This is a genomic window from Streptomyces sp. NPDC014733, assembly GCF_043083385.1.
Taxonomy (GTDB): Bacteria; Actinomycetota; Actinomycetes; order Streptomycetales; family Streptomycetaceae; genus Streptomyces.
In genome coordinates this window covers 39,210-57,775 of the sequence record NZ_JBIBYO010000014.1, presented here as the reverse complement: position 1 = coordinate 57,775, position 18,566 = coordinate 39,210, and the positions used below count along the sequence as shown (strand labels likewise).

Annotated in this window: 16 protein-coding genes; 4 read left to right on the top strand and 12 right to left on the bottom strand. The window is 74.2% G+C overall.

Going from position 1 to position 18,566, the window contains the following annotated elements:
• Positions 1–36: 36 nt before the first annotated feature.
• The 10 genes from trmD to ACF1BH_RS26020 all read right to left on the bottom strand — a co-directional run bounded on the left by trmD (position 37) and on the right by ACF1BH_RS26020 (position 11,317).
• On the bottom strand, positions 37–846 hold the full coding sequence (trmD, locus tag ACF1BH_RS26065; RefSeq protein WP_391646162.1) for a tRNA (guanosine(37)-N1)-methyltransferase TrmD: 810 nt from the start codon (positions 844–846) through the stop codon (positions 37–39).
• Positions 846–1,391: a ribosome maturation factor RimM gene (gene rimM / locus ACF1BH_RS26060; RefSeq protein WP_391646160.1), complete on the bottom strand. Its 546-nt coding sequence runs from the start codon at positions 1,389–1,391 to the stop codon at positions 846–848. Before rimM ends, trmD begins: the two co-directional genes overlap by 1 nt.
• Before the next feature lie 177 nt (positions 1,392–1,568).
• Positions 1,569–1,808 carry an RNA-binding protein gene (locus ACF1BH_RS26055; RefSeq protein ID WP_030287397.1) on the bottom strand — a complete coding sequence of 80 codons (240 nt, stop codon included), beginning with the start codon at positions 1,806–1,808 and terminating at the stop codon, positions 1,569–1,571.
• A 2-nt stretch (positions 1,809–1,810) separates the two neighbouring features.
• Positions 1,811–2,251, bottom strand: coding sequence for a 30S ribosomal protein S16 (rpsP, locus tag ACF1BH_RS26050; RefSeq protein ID WP_391646157.1), 441 nt, complete (start codon positions 2,249–2,251; stop codon positions 1,811–1,813).
• A 156-nt stretch (positions 2,252–2,407) separates the two neighbouring features.
• On the bottom strand, positions 2,408–2,998 hold the full coding sequence (locus ACF1BH_RS26045) for a hypothetical protein (protein WP_030287393.1): 591 nt from the start codon (positions 2,996–2,998) through the stop codon (positions 2,408–2,410).
• A gap of 277 nt (positions 2,999–3,275) precedes the next feature.
• On the bottom strand, positions 3,276–4,835 hold the full coding sequence (gene ffh, locus ACF1BH_RS26040) for a signal recognition particle protein (protein WP_391646155.1): 1,560 nt from the start codon (positions 4,833–4,835) through the stop codon (positions 3,276–3,278).
• 105 nt (positions 4,836–4,940) lie between these two features.
• Complete coding sequence (locus ACF1BH_RS26035; RefSeq protein ID WP_391646152.1) at positions 4,941–7,871, bottom strand: [protein-PII] uridylyltransferase; 2,931 nt, start codon at positions 7,869–7,871, stop codon at positions 4,941–4,943.
• Positions 7,861–8,199, bottom strand: coding sequence for a P-II family nitrogen regulator (locus ACF1BH_RS26030; RefSeq protein ID WP_391646150.1), 339 nt, complete (start codon positions 8,197–8,199; stop codon positions 7,861–7,863). Before ACF1BH_RS26030 ends, ACF1BH_RS26035 begins: the two co-directional genes overlap by 11 nt.
• Positions 8,196–9,572, bottom strand: a complete 1,377-nt coding sequence (locus ACF1BH_RS26025) for an ammonium transporter (protein WP_391646148.1) — start codon at positions 9,570–9,572, stop codon at positions 8,196–8,198. Before ACF1BH_RS26025 ends, ACF1BH_RS26030 begins: the two co-directional genes overlap by 4 nt.
• Positions 9,573–9,847: 275 nt before the next feature.
• Positions 9,848–11,317, bottom strand: a complete 1,470-nt coding sequence (locus tag ACF1BH_RS26020) for a hypothetical protein (RefSeq protein WP_391646146.1) — start codon at positions 11,315–11,317, stop codon at positions 9,848–9,850.
• 498 nt (positions 11,318–11,815) lie between these two features.
• Between ACF1BH_RS26020 and ACF1BH_RS26015 the strand changes: the two genes are divergently transcribed.
• Positions 11,816–12,493: a bifunctional DNA primase/polymerase gene (locus ACF1BH_RS26015; protein WP_391646144.1), complete on the top strand. Its 678-nt coding sequence runs from the start codon at positions 11,816–11,818 to the stop codon at positions 12,491–12,493.
• Between the two features lie 85 nt (positions 12,494–12,578).
• On the opposite strand, the gene ftsY is transcribed toward ACF1BH_RS26015, so the two are convergent.
• Positions 12,579–13,814 (bottom strand): signal recognition particle-docking protein FtsY, encoded by a 1,236-nt coding sequence (gene ftsY / locus ACF1BH_RS26010; protein ID WP_391646142.1) that lies wholly within the window; start codon positions 13,812–13,814, stop codon positions 12,579–12,581.
• A 379-nt stretch (positions 13,815–14,193) separates the two neighbouring features.
• Here ftsY and ACF1BH_RS26005 point away from each other — a divergent pair, with 379 nt between their 5' ends.
• Positions 14,194–15,666, top strand: coding sequence for a purine-cytosine permease family protein (locus ACF1BH_RS26005; RefSeq protein ID WP_391646140.1), 1,473 nt, complete (start codon positions 14,194–14,196; stop codon positions 15,664–15,666).
• Between the two features lie 168 nt (positions 15,667–15,834).
• Positions 15,835–16,821: an LLM class flavin-dependent oxidoreductase gene (locus tag ACF1BH_RS26000; protein WP_391646138.1), complete on the top strand. Its 987-nt coding sequence runs from the start codon at positions 15,835–15,837 to the stop codon at positions 16,819–16,821.
• Positions 16,822–16,938: 117 nt separating this feature from the next.
• On the opposite strand, the gene ACF1BH_RS25995 is transcribed toward ACF1BH_RS26000, so the two are convergent.
• A complete protein-coding gene (locus ACF1BH_RS25995; RefSeq protein WP_391646321.1) occupies positions 16,939–17,229 on the bottom strand; it encodes a cupin domain-containing protein in 291 nt (96 codons plus the stop codon).
• Between the two features lie 194 nt (positions 17,230–17,423).
• On the opposite strand from ACF1BH_RS25995, the gene ACF1BH_RS25990 reads away from it, so the two are divergent.
• Positions 17,424–18,446: a helix-turn-helix domain-containing protein gene (locus ACF1BH_RS25990; protein WP_391646136.1), complete on the top strand. Its 1,023-nt coding sequence runs from the start codon at positions 17,424–17,426 to the stop codon at positions 18,444–18,446.
• Positions 18,447–18,566 lie beyond the last annotated feature (120 nt).

Genomic DNA, 18,566 nt, shown 5'->3' with positions numbered 1-18,566 from the left:
TGGCAGGGGCGCGCGCCGGACGCACACAGCAGCGGCCTATTCTTCCACGGCCTGGTCGGTCCGCCCAAATCGGCCGTCCTCGCCCGGGGCCCACCCCAGGATCGACAGCAGCTCGCGGTCCTTCTTGTCGAACGCGGCGGGGTCGGCCCGCTCGATCAGGTCCGGACGGTTGCGGTCGGTGCGGCGGAACGCCTCGTCCCGGCGCCAGCGGGCGATCTTGCCGTGGTGGCCGCTGAGCAGCACGTCGGGGATGCCGCGGCCGCGCCACTCGGGCGGCTTGGTGTAGACCGGCCCCTCCAGCAGGTCGGCCATCGCGCCGGGCGCGAAGGAGTCGTCCTGGTGGGAGGCGGCGTTGCCCAGGACGCCGGGCAGCAGCCGGGCGACGGCCTCGACCATCACCAGGACCGGCGCCTCACCGCCCGCCAGGACGTAGTCGCCGATGGAGACCTCGCGGACGTCGAGCCGGTCGCCGTACTCCTCGATGACGCGGCGGTCGATGCCCTCGTAGCGGGCCGGGGTGAAGACCAGCCAGGGCTTGGCGGAGAGTTCGACGGCGAGCTGCTGGGTGAACGGTTCGCCGCTGGGCGTCGGGACGACGAGGACGGGCTCGCCCTCACCGGAGGCGAGGACCGCGTCCAGCGCCTCGCCCCACGGCTCCGGCTTCATGACCATGCCGGGTCCACCGCCGTAGGGGGTGTCGTCGACGGTGTTGTGCTTGTCGTGCGCCCAGTCCCGCAGGTCGTGGATGCGCACATCGAGTTGGCCGCGGGCGCGCGCCTTGCCGACGAGCGAGACGTTCAGCGGTTCGAGGTACTCGGGGAAGATCGTGACGACGTCGAGGCGCATCAGCTGTCCTCACGGCTGCTGGCGACCTCGGCCTGCGCGTCGTCGAGGAGGCCGGGCGGCGGGTCGATGACCGCGCGCTGCTCCTCCAGGTCGATCTCCGGGACGATCTCGGCGACGAACGGGATCAGCACCTCACCGCCCTCGGGCCGCCCGACGACGAGCAGGTCCTGGTAGGGCAGGTGGGAGACCTCGGTGATCCGGCCGACGACGGTGCCGTCCCGGGTGACGACGTCGAGGTCGATCAGCTGGTGGTCGTAGAACTCCTCGGGGTCCTCGGGGACCTCCTCGGGGTCGACCTCCGCGATCAGCAGGGTGTTGCGGAGGGCCTCGGCGGCCGTCCGGTCGGCAACACCGGCGAAGCGCAGCAGCAGCCGGCCGCTGTGGACCCGGCCGGTCTCGATGGTGAGCGGTCCGACCGCGGACGGGTCGGTGGCCAGGACGGCTCCGGGCGCGAGCCGCAGTTCGGGCTCGTCGGTACGCACCTCCACGGTGACCTCGCCCTTGATGCCGTGGGCGCGGCCGATCCGCGCGACTACCAGCTGCACGGTGTTGCCTCTCTGCGGCCGATCCGCCGCCGCTTGCGCGCGGCCACTGCGGCGGCGCGCGTGATGTTGCCGATTCCGGTGGCGCCGGGCACCCGTGGGGTACGGGGCGCCGGCGCCGACGACAAAGGCCGGGGACGGCCCGAGAGCCCTCCCCGGCCCGAGCCGGTGTTCAACTGTTCAGTGGACCTGGTCCACGTCGACGAGGTCGACGCGGATGCCCCGTCCACCGAGAGCGCCCACGACGGTCCGCAGGGCGCGGGCGGTGCGGCCGTTGCGGCCGATCACCTTGCCGAGGTCGTCGGGGTGGACCCGGACCTCCAGCACACGCCCACGACGCAGGGTGCGCGAGGCTACCTGGACGTCGTCGGGATTGTCGACGATGCCCTTGACGAGGTGCTCAAGAGCCTCCTCGAGCACGCTCAGGCCTCGGTGGACTCAGAGGTGGACTCGGCCGCAGCCTCGTCCGCCTTCTTGTCGGCCTTCTTCGCCTTGGGGGTGATGGCCTCACCCTTCGGCTCGTCGCCGGACGCCTTGGCGGCCGCCTCGAAGAGGGCGCGCTTGTCGGCCTTCGGCTCGGCGACCTTCATCGGCGCCGGGGCGGGCAGGCCCTTGAACTTCTGCCAGTCGCCGGTGACCTTCAGGATGGCCATGACGGGCTCGGTCGGCTGCGCGCCGACACCCAGCCAGTACTGGACACGCTCGGAGTCGACCTCGATGCGGGAGGGGTTCTGCACCGGGTGGTACAGACCGATCTCCTCGATCGCGCGGCCGTCACGGCGGGTACGCGAGTCGGCGATGATGATGCGGTAGTGAGGCGCGCGGATCTTGCCCAGACGCTTCAGCTTGATCTTGACTGCCACGGGAGTGGTGTCTCCTGGTCTTGACGTGGTGGGGCACAACGGGATGCCACGTGGGGTTGCGGTACTCGGTATGCCCGATGGACGCGTCAGCCGGAGGAGAGAGGGGTCCTGTGCGACTGTCGAGTACAGCGGTCCATTGTGCCACACGCCGTGCGGTCAGCCGACCGCGGCCACCTCGGGGATCCGGAACGGCTTGCCGCAGCCTCCGCAGACGATCGGGGCCTGGGCCAGCACGGACGGGACCACCCGGACGTTGCGTCCGCAGTCGCAGACGGCCTTGACGCGGACGCCGCCGCCGGACGAACCGTGGCGGGCGGCCGGGCCGCGGAAGCTGCGGGCGCTGTCGGTGGCGGTCGCGGCGGTATGGGCCTTGAGGGCTCTGGCGAGCCGCTCGATGGTGGGGCGGTAGCGGCGTCTGGCCTCGGGGCTGAGCGTGACCAGGGAGAAGCCGCTGCTGGGATGCGGCTCGTCGGCATGGTCCAGGCCCAGCTCCTCGGCGACGGCGAGGAACCGGCGGTTGTGGTAGCGGCCCGCACGGGAGGTGTCGCGGATGCCGCGGGAGGCGGCGATGCCGTGGACTGCCTCGTGGAGCAGCCGTTCGAAGGAGAGCTCGGCGCCACAGGCGGACGACGACTCTCCGATCAGGGACTCGGGCGCGGCCAGATCCGGCAGCTCGGGGTGGTGCCGTTGAATATCGGCCCAGGCGAGCGCCAGTTCGGCGGCGAGAACAGGCGGTGTCGTGCTCACGTCGTGACAACGAGCCGGGGCCGCCCGGTGTTCCGATTCCGGGCCATCCCAAATAATTTGCACGTACCAGTCAGTTTCGTGCCATGGCGCGCGCCGGGGGCGGGTACCCCGTCCCGCGCCCAAGGCGCACAGGGGCCCGCAAGCCGGTGCGTACCCCCGCGTAATCCGTACGGCGTACGCCGTCGCACGGCGCGGGACGGAGGGCGCCGTACGCGGCCGGGAGTGCGCGGGCCCCCGCCGTGTGCGTACGGCGGGGGCCCGGGCGGAGGACCTGGGGTCAGCCCATGAACTTCTTGAACTCCTCGGGGAGTTCGAAGTTCTGGGCGTCGGCGCCGCCACCGGGGGGCAGGCCGAGCGGGTTGCCGTTCTGGGCGGCCTCGCGGCGGGCCGCGGCCGCCGCCTCCTCGGCCTTGCGCTTCATCGGGTTACCGCTCTTGCGCTTGCCCTTGGCCTGCTTGGCCTGCTTCTTCTTCTTGGCGCCGCCGCCCGCGCCGGGCATCCCGGGCATGCCCGGCATCCCGGGGATGCCGCCCCCCTGGGCCATCTTCGACATCATCTTGCGCGCCTCGAAGAACCGCTCGATGAGGTTCTTGACCGCGCTGACCTCGACGCCGGAACCCCGGGCGATACGGGCGCGGCGCGAGCCGTTGATGATCGTCGGTTCGTGGCGCTCGGCCGGGGTCATCGACTTGATGATCGCGGCGGTGCGGTCGACCTCGCGCTCGTCGAGGTTGTTGATCTGCTCCTTCATCTGCCCCATGCCGGGCAGCATGCCGAGCAGCTTGGAGAGCGAGCCCATCTTCCTGACCTGCTCCATCTGGGCCAGGAAGTCGTCGAGCGTGAACTCCTTGGGGCCCTTCTGGAGCTTGGCCGCCATCTTCTCGGCCTCGGCCTGGCTGAAGGTCTGCTCGGCCTTCTCGATCAGGCTGAGCATGTCGCCCATGCCGAGGATGCGGGACGCCATGCGGTCCGGGTGGAACGCGTCGAAGTCGTCCAGCTTCTCGCCGTTGGAGGCGAACATGATCTGCTTGCCGGTGACGTGCGCGATGGAGAGCGCGGCACCACCGCGGGCGTCGCCGTCGAGCTTGGAGAGGACGACGCCGTCGAAGCCGACGCCGTCGCGGAAGGCCTCGGCGGTGTTGACCGCGTCCTGACCGATCATCGCGTCGACGACGAAGAGGACCTCGTCGGGCTTGACGGCGTCGCGGATGTCCGCGGCCTGCTGCATCAGCTCCTGGTCGATGCCGAGACGGCCGGCGGTGTCGACGATGACGACGTCGTGCTGCTTGGCGCGGGCGAACTCGATCGAGTCCTGGGCGACCTTGACCGGGTCGCCGACGCCGTTGCCGGGCTCGGGGGCGTAGACCGCCACCTCGGCGCGCTCGGCGACGACGGAGAGCTGGTTGACGGCGTTGGGGCGCTGGAGGTCGCAGGCGACGAGCAGCGGGGTGTGGCCCTGGGTCCTGAGCCAGCGGCCGAGCTTTCCGGCGAGGGTGGTCTTACCGGCGCCCTGGAGGCCGGCGAGCATGATGACGGTCGGCGCGGTCTTCGCGAAGCGCAGGCGGCGGGTCTCACCGCCGAGGATGCCGACCAGCTCCTCGTTGACGATCTTGATGACCTGCTGGGCCGGGTTCAGCGCCTGGGAGACCTCGGAGCCGGTGGCGCGCTCCTTGACCTGCTTGATGAAGGCGCGGACGACGGGCAGCGCGACGTCGGCCTCGAGGAGGGCGATACGGATCTCGCGCGCCGTGGCGTCGATGTCGGCCTCGGAGAGGCGGCCCTTGCCCCGGAGGTTTTTGAAGGTACTCGCCAGGCGGTCGGAAAGCGTATCGAACACGGCGGTCGTCGTTCCTCGGGGTCGGGGGCGTAAGGCAGTCGACTCCTAGGGTATCCGGCCCGGCAACCGGGCCACTCCGGGCCGCCGGGTCCGGTGCCGGACGCGTCAGTCCAGGGCGCGGCGCACGGCGCGGGCGGCGGCGCGGGCCCGTTCCCCGGTGAGCGGGGCGCCCGCGCCGTCGGTGAGGTAGAAGGCGTCGACGGCACTGGTGCCCAGGGTGGCGACGCGGGCGGCGCGGACGGTGGCACCGGCGGTTTCGAGGGCCCGGCAGACGCGGTGCAGCAGGCCGTGGGCGTCGCGGGCGCGGACGTCGATGACGGTGGCGGTGCGGGAGGTGCCCGGGGCGACGGTGACGGTGGGCGGCGGGGCGGTCGGGGCGTGGGGCCGGGCGGCGCGTTCGCGGGCGGCGAGGCGGGCGGGGAGGTCGAGGGTGCCGTCGAGGGCGCGGATCAGGTCGGCGCGGAGCCGGGCCGCCGGGGGCAGGGCCCCGTAGTGGGCGGCGATCCGCCAGGTCAGCAGGGCGATCGGGCGGATGCCGTCGGGGCGGAGGGTGCGCAGGTCGGCGGCGCGGACGGTGATCCGGTGCAGGGCGAGGACCCCGGCCGCGGCGGCGAGGACACCGGTGGCGGGCGCCGCGGAGGCGGGGTCCGGGCAGCGGTCGGCGGGGACGGCGAGGAGAAGCGCGGCACCGAGCGGTTCGGGGGCGCCGGGGTCGGTGCCGGGTCGCGTGGGGCCGGGGGCGGGGCCTGAGGTGGGGCCGGACGTGGGGCCGGGCATGGGGCCTGACATGGGGCCTGGCATGGGGCCTGGCATGGGGCCCTCGCCTGGTGCCCCGTGCGGCCCCGCCCCCGCCGCCGCGTGCGCGGCGTTCTCGGCGTTCTCGGCGTTCTCGGCGCGGAGGGTGAGTACGGGGTCACCGGTGCGGGCGGCCTCGGCGGCGAGGTGGTTCTCCTCCGCGGTGGGGGCGCGGGTGGCGGGGCCGTCCGGTACGGGGGCGCCGGCGAGGCGGGCGGCGACGCGGGCGACGAGGCCGTCGACGAGCGCACCGCGCCAGGCGCTCCATGCGGCGGGCCCCGTGGCGCGGGCGTCGGCCTCGGTGAGGGCGTGCAGCAGGCCGAGGGTGCGGGCGGTGCCGACGGCCGCGGCGACGGTGGTCACGGTCTCGGGATCGTCGAGGTCGCGGCGGGTGGCGGTCTCGACGAGCAGCAGGTGGTGGCGGACGAGCGTGGCGAGGACGGCGGTGTCGTCGGCGCCGAAGCCGAGGCGGGCGGCGACGGCGCGGGCGAGGGGCGCACCGGCCGCCGCGTGGTCGCCGGGCAGCCCCTTGCCGAGGTCGTGCAGGAGGGCCGCGACGAGCAGCAGGTCGGGCCGGTCGACGCGGCGGGTGAGCGCGGCGGCGCGGACCGCGGTCTCGACGAGGTGGCGGTCGACGGTCCAGGTGTGGACGGCGTTGCGCTGCGGCAGGCAGCGGACCCGTTCCCACTCCGGCAGCAGCCGGGTGAGCAGGCCCTCGGCCTCCAGGGTCTCCCAGACGGTGACGGTGGGGGCGCCCGCGTCGAGGAGCGTGACGAACGCCTCGCGCGCCGCGGCCGGCCACGGTGCGGGCAGCGGGTGACCGGCGGCCGCGGCGGCACAGCGGCGGGCGGCGTGCCGGGAGAGCGGCACGCCGGCCCGGGCGGCGGCGGCCGCGGCGCGCAGGCCGAGGACGGGGTCGCGCTCGGGCCGGGCGGTGCGGGCGAGGACGGCCTCTCCGTCGTGCAGGACGACGCCCTCCGCGAGCGGGGTGCGCTCGCCCCGTGCGGCGGCGCGGCCCCCGGCGAGCAGACCGCGCAGCACCGGGCGTACGGAGCGGGCGCGCAGTATCCGGTCGGTCTCGCGCCAGGTGGTGTCGGCGGCGTAGGCCAGGGTGCGGGCGGCCTGGTAGACGCGGCGGAGCAGGGCGTCCGCGTCCGGGAGGCCGAGGGCGGCGGCGACCTGGTCCTGTTCCTGGAGGGTGAGGCGGTCGGTGGCGCGGCCGGTGGCGAGGTGGAGGGCGTCGCGGATGTCGAGGAGGCGGCTGCGGGCGGCTTCGAGGCCGTCGCGTGGGGCGTCGGCGATCCAGGAGGCGGCGACGGCGCGTAGCGCGGTGGCGTCGCGCAGTCCGCCGCGGGCCTCCTTGAGGTCGGGTTCGAGGAGGTGGCGGAGGTCGCCGTGGCGCGCGGCGCGGGCGCGCCCCAGGGCGTGGAGTTCCGGCAGGCGGGCGGGGGCGGCGGCGCGCCAGTCCGCGGCGGCGGTGGTGCGCAGTGCGTCGGTGAGGTCCCGGTCACCGGCGAGGTGGCGGGCGTCGAGGAGGCCGAGCTGCACCTTGAGGTCGGCGCGGGCGGCGGCGCGGGTCCGAGCCGGGGTGCGGACGGCGTGGTCGAGGTCGAGGCCGTGGTCCCAGACCGGGTACCAGAGCCGGTCGGCGAGCGCGGCCAGGTCCGGCGCGGCCGCCCGGCCGTCGTGGAGCAGCAGGAGGTCGAGGTCGCTGCGAGGGGAGAGTTCGCCCCGCCCGTAGCCACCGACCGCGACGAGCGCCGCCCCGGCCACCCCGGTGTCGGCCACCGCGTCGGCGAACAACGCACCGAGCCAGCCGTCGGTGAGCCGGGCGAGGGCGGCCCGGCGCCCGGGGCCGGAGATACCGGCGTCGCCGAGGAGGCGCAGGCGGGCGGCGGGGTAGTCGTCGGCCGGAGTGGACGGGGCGGGGCACGGGGCGGAGCCGGAGCCGACGCCCGAGGCCGAGGCCGAGCCGGGGCATGGGGACGCATCAAGGCCGACGCCCGAGCCGGAGCCGACGTCCAAGGCAGGGCATGGGGCCGCAGCAAGGCCAAGGCCCGAGCCACCGCACGGGGCCGCAGCGGAGCAACGGCACGGAGCCGCGCCAGGGCCGGCCCCCGGCATCACATCGGATCCGGGGCCCGTGGAGGGTCCGGGGCCCGCAACAGGCCCGGTCCCCGCCGGCGCCCCGGAGCAACGGCACCAGCCGGGCGCCGCCCCCGCCCCGCCCTCACAACGCATCCGCCCCCCTCTCCCCCGTACGTACCCGCACCGCCTCGTCCACCGGCACGCTCCACACCTTGCCGTCGCCGATCTTGCCGGTGCGGGCGGCGGTCACGAGGGTGTCGGTGAGGGCGGCGGCGTCCGCGTCGTCGGCGAGGACCTCGATGCGGACCTTCGGGACGAGATCGACGGTGTACTCGGCGCCGCGGTAGACCTCGGTGTGGCCGCGCTGCCGGCCGTAGCCGCGGGCCTCGGTGACGGTCAGGCCGTGCACGCCGAACGCCTGCAGCGCCTCCTTCACCTCGTCGAGACGGTGCGGCTTGATGACCGCCGTGATGAGCTTCATGCGTCCACCTTCTCCGTGTCCGTGCCGTGTGTGGGTGCCGGTCCGCCGAGGGCGCCGAGGGCCGCGGCCGGTACCCGGTGGGCGCCGCCGCCCGCGCCGGTGAAGTCGTAGGCGGTCTCGGCGTGGGCGGTCCGGTCGACGCCGGTGATCTCCTCGTCCTCGGCGACCCGGAAGCCCATCAGCCGGTCGACGCCCTTGGCGAGGGCGTAGCTGACGACGAAGGAGTAGAGGAGGACGGCCACCACGCCGAGGGTCTGCTTGCCGAGTTGGCCGAGGCCGCCGCCGTGGAAGAGGCCGCGGGCGGTGGACTGCACGCCGCCGGTGGCGAAGAGGCCGACGAGGAGGGAGCCGACGACACCGCCGACGAGGTGGACGCCGATGACGTCGAGCGAATCGTCGTAGCCGAGCTTGTACTTGAGGCCGACGGCCAGGGCGCACAGGACGCCCGCGACGGCGCCGACGGCGAGGGCGCCGAGCGGGCTGACGGCGCCGCACGCCGGGGTGATGGCGACGAGTCCGGCGACCGCCCCCGAGGCGGCGCCCAGCGTGGTGAACGCCCCGTGGCGCAGCTTCTCGTACGCGAGCCAGCCGAGCATCGCGGCGGCGGTGGCGACCTGGGTGTTGACGAACGCGACGGCGCCGACGCCGTCGGAGTTGCCCAGCCAGGAGCCGGAGTTGAAGCCGAACCAGCCGAACCAGAGCAGTCCGGCGCCGAGCATCACCAGGGGCAGGTTGTGCGGGCGCATCGGATCCTTGCGGAAGCCGATGCGCCGCCCGACGACGAGGAGGACGCCGAGCGCCGCGGCACCCGCGTTGATGTGGACGGCGGTGCCGCCGGCGAAGTCGATGACACCGAGCCGGAAGAGCCAGCCGCCCTCGCCCCACACCCAGTGCGCCACGGGGAAGTAGACGACGGTGACCCACAGGGCGGTGAAGAGCGCCCACGCGGTGAACTTGACCCGGTCGGCGAGGGCCCCGCTGATCAGCGCGGGCGTCAGCACGGCGAACATCAGCTGGAAGACGGCGAAGACGTATACGGGGATGCCGCTGGTGCCCCACAGTTCGGTCAGGCCGATGCCGCCGAGTCCGGCGAAGTCGCTACGCCAGCCGATGATTCCGCCGTGGTCGTTACCGAAGGCGAGCCCGAAGCCGTAGAGGACCCACAGGACGGTGACGATGCCGAGGCCGACGAAGCTCATCATCAGCATGTTGAGGACGCTCTTGACGCGCACCATGCCGCCGTAGAAGAAGGCCAGGCCCGGCGTCATCACCATGACGAGGGCGGAGCAGAGGAGCATGAAGCCGGTGTCGGCCGGGCTCAGGGTGGCCTTGGCCGCGAGCCCGTCTGCGAGGGTCTGGATGCCCGGTGGCATCGGCGTCTCCCGTCGTCGATGCGGCCCGTGCGGGTGGCGTGGGGGGGGTGGGCCGTCGTTCCTGACGAGGCTGACGCAGCAGGGTTTCGGCCACGGCCCGCGGGTGTTTCGCCGCCGTGACGAAGGCGTCGCCGGTGTTACACGGCGGTGAACGGGGCCGTGCGGAGGCCCCGGACGCGGGCCGGCCGCGGCGCCACCCGCGGACCTGGCGTGGGGAAGCCGAGTCGGGTTGTACGGGGTGGCGCCGCGGCCGGTGTCGTGCGGCCTCGGCGTCGTCAGACGGCCTCGGCCTCGGGGAGGCGGCGGGCCAGCTCCTCGCCGAGGTGGATCACCTCCGCGACGGTGCCGAAGTCGCGGGCGGCGGTGTCGACGGTCTTCCGCAGCCGGGTGTTGACCCGCTCGGAGCGGACCTGCTGGGCGAACGGTATGGCCTGCCCGGCCCGCACGGCGCACTGCTCCGGCTCGCGCTGGAGGAGGTGGACGGTGGCCATCCCGATGAGGTTGAGGGCGTACGAGCGCTGGTGCTCGGCGTCCTTGGCGAAGAGTTCGACGGCGCGCTCCATGATCGGCGCGGCGAGGGCGGCGTAGGTGGGGCTGCGCCCGGCGACATAGGCGAGGTCGCGGTAGGAGTGGGCGTTCTCGGCGTTCAGCTCGGCTTCGGAGAAGAAGCGGATCCAGTCGGGCTCGGGCTCCCGGGGCAGCACGTCCTCGAAGGTCTCCTCCGCCATGCGGACGGCGCGCTTGACCTTGCTGGGGCGCCCCATCCCGGCGTAGGCGCGGGCCTCCACCGCGTACAGCATGGCCTGGGTGCGGGCGGTGGCCGTGTCGCGGCTGCCGTACTGCGCGAGGTGGATCAGCTCCAGCGCGTCGTCGGGCCGGCCGAGGTGGATCATCTGGCGGCCCATGCTGGAGAGGATGTACGCGCCCAGGGGGCGGTCGCCGGCCTCCTTGGCGGCGTGCAGCGCGAGGACGAAGTACTTCTGGGCGGTGGGCTGGAGGCCGATGTCGTAGCTCATCCAGCCGGCGAGCTGGGAGAGTTCGGCGGCGACCTTGAAGAGCCGGGTGGCGACGTGGGCGGGCTGCGGCTCCTGGAGGAGTTCGGTGACCTCGTGGAGCTGCCCGACGACGGCCTTGCGGCGCAGCCCCCCGCCGCACTGGGCGTCCCACTGCCGGAACATGGCGGTGGTCGCCTCCAGCAGGTCGAGTTCGGGGACGGAGAGGCGGGCGCGGCGGCTGCGGTCGCGGAGGGGCTCGGGCTCCGGGGCGGCGCCCGGGGCCGGGGGGACCGGCACCAGCCAGCGCTGCATCGGCTCGACGAGGGACGGTCCGGCGGCGAGGGAGAGGGAGGTGCCGAGGAAGCCGCGGCGCGCCAGCATCAGGTCGCTGCGGGAGAACTCGCCGAGGAGGGCGGTGGTCTGGGGTCCGGCCCAGGGCAGGTCGACGCCGGAGGCGGACGGGGAGCGGTGTGCGGCGCGCAGCCCCAGCTCCTCGACGCCGACGACGCAGCCGAAGCGTTCGGAGAAGAGTTCGGACAGGATGCGCGGGATGGGCTCACGCGGCTGTTCGCCGTCGAGCCAGCGGCGGACGCGGGAGGTGTCGGTGCTGATGTGGTGCGCGCCCATCTGACGGGCTCTGCGGTTGACCTGACGGGCCAGCTCGCCCTTGGACCAGCCGCTGCGCACGAACCACGATCCCAACTGCGTGTTGGGACGCTTCTCGGCAGTTCCGCTGCCGTTGCCGCCCACTGGTAACGCCCCCAACCGTGTGTCGCCCGACGCGAATCCCGTGCAGGATCCGGCTTGTTGAGGCATCCTGCCCGGCCGGTCCCGGCAGGTCGCGCATTCCGGCCACCGCTCCGGGCGGTCCGGTCACCCGCGGGGCCGCCCCGGACGGCACCCCCGGCTTCGCGCACCGAAAGTAATCGTACGATCACGCTCTCCGCGAGGCCGCTCACGGAAACGCCACCATTCGCCACCCCTTCGAATGAACTGCCGGTCCGCTCCGCGCGATTGACTTGACACAGGTCGGGCGCGACCCGACGGAGCGATGCGCGTGACGGCGCGCGCGCCGCGGACCACGCTCCGTGGCGCGCCCCCGCTCCGAGGGCGTGCCGCGGGGCGTCCGCGCCCCGTCGACGGAGCGTCACTGCGGCGCTCCGGCGCCCCGTGCGGCGGGGCACCACGGCCGCTCCGGGGCCCGGGGCGGCTCGTAACCACAGCAACACACCACCCGTTGGAGGGGGCATGGGTTTCACGATCGGCGGCATCCGGGACATCGGTGCCAGGCGCCGCGTGCGCGCACCCGAGAGCACCACGGTGGCCGAATACACGGGATTGTGGGGCTGGGACGTCGTGCCCGGTGCCCGGGCGGCGCGGACCGGCGGCGGGCGCCTGGAGTGCTCCTGCGGGGTGTCCGCCTGCCCGGCGCCCGGTGCGCATCCGCTCTCCTTCGGCGCGGAGATCGCGGCGGGCGCCTCCCTGGAGACGGTCGCGGCCGCCTGGTCGCGGACGCCGGGGGCGGCGGTGCTGCTGCCGGTGGGGCGGTCGTTCGACGTGCTCGACGTACCGGAGGCGGCGGGCCGGTGCGGGCTGGCGCGGCTGGAGCGGATGGGGGTGCCGCTCGGCCCGGTGGCGCTGACGCCCACGGGGCGCGCGCAGTTCTTCGTCGCGCCGGGGGCGGCCGCCGGACTGCCGGGGCTGCTCTACCGGACGGGCTGGGACGACGCGGCGCTCGACCTGCGCCCCCTGGGGCAGGGCGACCACCTCACCGCTCCCCCGTCGGACCTCGGCGCGGACGGCCCCGTGCGCTGGCTCCGCCCGCCGTCCCTGGAGACGGCGGCCCGCCCGCCGCAGGCCCGGCTGCTGCTGGGCATGCTCGCGTACGTCTGCCACCGCTCGGGCCGCCGGGCGACGGCCGGGTAGCGCGTCCGCCCTACGCGACGGCCCCCGGCGCCGCGCTCCGTACGGGAGCGGGTGCCGGGGGCCGTCGGTCGCCGGGGTGCGGTGGTCAGTCGCCGATCAGTGCGTCGACGAACGCCTCGGGCTCGAACGGCGCGAGGTCGTCGGCGCCCTCACCGAGGCCGACGAGCTTGACCGGGACGCCCAGCTCCCGCTGGACGGCGACGATGATGCCGCCCTTGGCGGTGCCGTCGAGCTTGGTGAGGACCACACCGGTGATGTCCACGACCTCGGCGAAGACCCGCGCCTGCACCAGGCCGTTCTGCCCGGTGGTGGCGTCGAGGACGAGCAGCACCTCGCCGACCGGGCCGTGCTTCTCGACGACCCGCTTGACCTTGCCCAGCTCGTCCATGAGGCCGGTCTTGGTGTGCAGCCGGCCGGCGGTGTCGATGAGGACGACGTCGGCGGATTCGGCGATGCCCTCCTTGACGGCGTCGAAGGCGATGGAGGCGGGGTCGCCGCCCTCGGGGCCGCGCACGGTGCGGGCGCCGACGCGCTCGCCCCAGGTCTGGAGCTGGTCGGCGGCGGCGGCACGGAAGGTGTCGGCGGCGCCGAGGACGACGGACTTGCCGTCGGCGACCAGCACCCGGGCGAGCTTGCCGGTGGTGGTGGTCTTACCGGTGCCGTTGACGCCGACGACCATGACGACGCCGGGGATCTCGTCGCCGCCGTTGCCGATGCCGTTGGCGGTGTGCACGGAGCGGTCGGTGTCGGTGCCGATGAGGGCGAGCAGCTCCTCACGCAGCAGGGCGCGCAGGTCTTCGGGGGTGCGGGTGCCGAGGACCTTGACCCGCTCCCGCAGCCGCTCGACCAGTTCCTGGGTGGGGGCGACGCCGACGTCGGCGGTGAGCAGGGTCTCCTCGATCTCCTCCCAGGTGTCCTCGTCGAGGTGCTCGCGGGACAGGAGGGTCAGCAGACCCTTGCCGAGGGAGTTCTGCGACCGGGAGAGCCGGGCGCGCAGCCGCACCAGGCGGCCGGCGGTCGGCTCGGGGACCTCGATCTCCGGGGCGGTCAGGGCCTCAGGTTCGGCGGCCGGCGCCTCGGCCTCGGGGGCCTCGGCGACGGGCAGCGGGGTGTCTTCGATGGTGCGACGGGCTTCGTCGCTCGGGGCCTCGGCTTCCTCACCGACCTGCGGTTCTGCGGGCGGCGCGGTGACGGAGGGCGTGACGGGGGCGGCCGGCGGGGACGGCGGCAGCTGCTTCTTCTTGCGGCCGCTGACGACGAGCCCGCTGATCGCGCCGAGCACGACCACGGCGATGACTACAGCAAGGATGACGATTTCCATAACCCTCCCAGTATCAGCCACCTGCCGTCCCCGGAGGCCGCACGCGCCGATCCCGTGACCGCCGTGCGCCCCTCGCGCCCCTGCCTCGCGCCCCGGTGCGCCGGGCGCGCGTCCCCTCTTTCGAGGCTGGCCGGAAATCGCTGGTCAGCAGGGTGGCGGGAAGCGGTTGGAGGGTCCCTCAGACGGCGTGGAGCTGCAGTTTCATGGAGGGGTCCAACAGGACGTACGGCACGAACTTGGATCAAAGTACGATGGTGGACGGCTGCGCAACGCGCGTAGAGTCCTGGCGACCGAACCTGGCCGGGCACCAAAGCCGCTGCCTCGCGTCTCCCGGCTGTCCTGGAGACGCTCCAGAACCGCGCACGGAGACACCTGCACCATGGGCACCACGTCCACCCCCGAAGCCGAGGGCGCCGTCGAAACCCGAGGCATCGAGCCCGTCCCCGACAGCGAACGCCACGGACGCGTCCGCGAACTCTTCCCCACCTGGGTAGCCGCCAACATCAGCGTGCTCCTGCTGACCATGGGCGCCGCGCTGGTGGTCAACAACGGACTGAACTTCTGGCAGGTCCTGCTGGTCGCTGCCATCGCCGCGACGGTGGCGTTCGGCATGGTCGGAGTGTTGTCGGTGTCCGGGAAGTGGGGCGGCGCGCCGGGCGCGATGCTCTCCCGGGCGGCGTTCGGCGTCCGTGGCAACTACTTCCCGGGCGCGATCCTGTGGGTGGCCCGCTTCGGCTGGGAGACGATCAACGCCGTCACCGGCGCGTACGCGGTGCTGACGGTGTTGCGGCTGCTGTTCGGCATCCGCGCCGACAACCTGCTGATCGTCCTCACGCTGCTCGCCTTCGTCGCCTGTACGTACCTGGTGAGCGGCATGGGGCGGAAGGCGCTCAACCTCTGCAACCGGTACTCCACATACCTCTTCGGCGCGTTCACCGTGATGGTGCTGGTGTACCTGATCGCCACCATGGACTGGCAGGCGGTCTTCGCGAAGAAGGCGGGCACCACCGCGATGGTGGTCGCGGGCATCGGCACCATCGCCGCCGGCGGCATCAGCTGGGTGCCCACCGGCCCGGACTTCGCGCGCTACCTCCCGCACTCCGCATCGGGCCGCCGGATCGTCGGCGCCACGGTCTCCGGCGCCGCGCTGGTGCTGGTGCCGATGGTGCTGATGGGCGGCGTGATGGCGGTGTCCAACCCGAAGCTGGCCGGGCAGAACACCGACCCGATGTCGTTCCTCGGCACCATCCTGCCGAACTGGCTGGCGGTGCCGTACCTGATCACCGCGCTGGTCGGGATGGTGCTGATCAACAGCCTGTCGATGTACTCCGCCGGCTTCACCGCGCAGACCATGGGCGTCAAGTTGCCGCGCGCCCTGGCGGTGAGCATCAACGCCGTCATCAGCCTGGTGGGCGGGTTGTTCATGATGCTGGTGGCCAAGGACTTCATCGGGCAGTTCATCACTTTCCTGACGCTGCTGGCGGTCTCGTTCTCCGCCTGGATCGGCGTCTACGCGGTGGACATGGCCCGGCGCCGCGCCCTCGCCGTCCGCTACGACGCCGACAGTCTGATGACCATCGGGCGCAGCAGCCGCTACTGGTACGTGGGCGGATTCTGCTGGCAGGCCATGTCCGCCTGGGCCGTGGCGCTGGCCGCGGGGCTGTGCTTCACGAAGGTGCAGTGGTTCACCGGCCCGCTGGCCACCACCTGGATCGGCCGCAACGGCCTGGGCTGGGCAGCCACGATCCTCCTGGCCGCCGTCCTCTTCGCGGTCCTGCCCCGCCCGAAGGAGAACGTCCCGGCCCGGGACGAGGAGACCACCAGCTGCCGGATACCGCTCCGGGAGGGCTGACGGAGGCGGGGCGGTGCGCGGGGCACCCGGCCCCGTACCGCCCCCGCGCCACGTCCCGGCGCGGCCCCGCGCCACCGCCCCGCGCACCGGCCCGCCACCGCCCTGGAATTCTGACGCCTCGTCAGCTACTGTCCCCTTCGCCCGCCACCCGGCGAAGGGGACGCCGTCATGCCGCCCGTCACCGTTCTGCGCCTCAATCTCGTCGATCCCGACTCCTCCCCCGTCTCCTGCGCGGCCCGCCACCGCGCGGCGCTGGAGATGGCCGCCCACGCCGACGCACGGGGCGTGACCACCGTGCAGACCGAGGAGCACCACGCCACCGGCGACGGCTGGATGCCCGCTCCGCTGGTCTTCGCCGGGGCGCTGCTCGGCGCCACCCGGCGGATCGCGGTCACGCTCTCCGCGCTGCTCACGCCGTTGCACGACCCGCTCCGGCTGGCCGAGGACCTCGCCGTGCTCGACCTGCTCGGCAGCGGCCGGCTGATCACCGTCGCCGGGCTCGGCTACCGCCCCCTGGAGTACGCCGCGTTCGGCAGGGACTGGGCGGGGCGCGGCGCTCTCCAGGACGAGGTGCTGGAGACGCTGCTCACCGCCTGGCGCGGCGAGCCGTTCCGGTACCGGGGCCGCACCGTGCACGTGACGCCGCGCCCGTACACCAGGCCGCATCCGCCGCTGCTGGTCGGCGGCGGTTCACGCGCCGCGGCCCGGCGCGCCGCCCGGCTGGGGCTGCCGCTGTTCCCCTCCGCCCATCTGCCGGAGCTGGTGGCGTACTACCACGAACGGTGCGCCGCGTACGGCACCGAGGGCTGGGTGCAGCAGCCCGACGCCCGCACCTGCCTGCTGCACCTCTCCGAGGACCCGGAGCGCGCCTGGGAGCGGTACGGGCCGCATCTGCTGTACGAGGCCCGGACCTACGCGTCCTGGCAGCCCGACGGCGCCCGCTCGGCGGTGCGCTCGGCCGCCCGCGACGTGGCGGAGCTGCGCGCGGAGGGCGTCTACCGCATCGTCACCCCGCAGGAGTGCCTGCGCCTGGCCCAGGGGCCGGACGCGCCGGGCTCGTTGATCCTCCACCCGCTGTGCGGCGGCATGCCGGTCGACGAGGGCTGGCGCTCCCTCCGCCTCTTCACGGACGAGGTCCTGCCGGGGCTGGAGTGAGCGGGGAGTACGGGGCGGGGCGCCGCACGGGGCGAGGCCGGCGGCCCGGCCCCGTGCGGGCGCCCCGTGCGACCACCGGCACGGGGCGGGCGCTGACCGCCCCGTGCCGCCGCCCCGTCAGCCCTCCGGGTAGAAGACGAACAGCGTGCAGCCCTCCGCGGACTGCGGTACGTGCCAGGAGCCGGCGGGGGCGTGGATGAAGGTGCCCGCGGGGTGGGCGCGGTCGCCGTCGTGGAAGGTCCCGGAGACCACGTAGACCTCCTCGGGGCCGGGCTCGTGGACATCGATCCCGTCCCAGCAGCTGCCCGGGGCGAACTCCACGACCATCGCCTTCGCGCCGTTCTCCCCGGCCCACAGCGGCCGGGCGGTGATACCGGTGGTGACTTCCTCGGCCTCGGCGTCGGCCACGGTGCGGAAAAGGTAACCGGGCGTGCCGCCCACGCCCCCGGGGTGCGCCCCCGCCACCGCTCCGGCGGCTATGCCCGCGGGCGCCGCGTCCTGTCCGTCGCTGACCTGCGTGTTCACGTTCATGGGGACAGCTTGTCGGGCCGATGGGGGACGTTCCCAGTACCAGAAGTGACCCCACCGGGTACTTTCCTGCCATGATCGAATCCTCGTCCCGGACCGCCACGCCGCCGGGCGGGGACGGGGCGCTCCATCAGGTCGTGGCGCTGGTGCACGCCCCGCAGCCGACCTTCGAACTGGGCTGCGCCGCCGAGGTCTTCGGCACCCGGCGGCCCGGCTTCCCCCCGTACTACGCCTTCCGGATCTGCGCGCCGCGGCCCGGCCCCGTGGCGACGACGGCCGGGTACACGCTGCACGCCACGGCGGGGCTGTCCGCGCTGGACGGGGCCGACACCGTCGTCGTCCCCGGCTGGGCGCCCGAGGCGCCGCTGCCCGAGGAGATACGCGGGGCGCTGCGCGGGGCCCATGCCCGCGGCGCCCGCATGGTGGGGCTCTGCTCGGGCGCGTACGCCCTGGCCGCCGCGGGGCTGCTCGACGGGCGGCGGGCGACGACCCACTGGCGGCGCGCGGCGCATTTCGCGGCCCGCTTCCCGCGCGTGCGGATGGACGCCACGGTGCTCTACATCGACCACGGCGACGTGGCGACGAGCGCCGGGGCGGCAGCCGGGATCGACCTCTGTCTGCATCTGGTCCGCGCCGACCACGGCGCCGGGTACGCGGCGCGCGTCGGCCGGGACATGGGGGTGCCGCCGCACCGCGAGGGCGGCCAGACGCAGTTCACCGGGGACGCGGTGCCCCGCCGGGCGGAGCCGTCGCTGGCCCCGCTGCTGGACTGGGTCTCCGGCCGGCTGGGGACGCGGGTGTCGGTGGCGGAGATGGCGGCGCGGCTGCGGGTCTCGCCGCGGACGCTGGCGCGCCGCTTCACCGACCAGGTGGGCATCAGCCCCGGGCAGTGGCTGCTGGCCCAGCGGATCTCCGCGGCGCGGACGCTGCTGGAGGAGACCGATCTGCCGGTCGAGGCGGTGGCCGTGCGCGTCGGCCTGTCGTCCGCGGCCAATCTGCGGCGGCGGTTCCACCACGCGCTGGGCACCACGCCCGCCGCGTACCGCAGCACCTTCCGCCACCGCTCCCGCACGCCTGCGGGGCACGACGGCGCCTGACCATCTGCGCACGGTGCACGGTGCACGGTGCAGCCGCCCCGCGCCGCGCACCGTGCAGCCGCCCCGTCCCGCGCACCGTGCCGCCGCCCCGTGCCGCCCCGTGCCCGCCCCGCCGCCGGA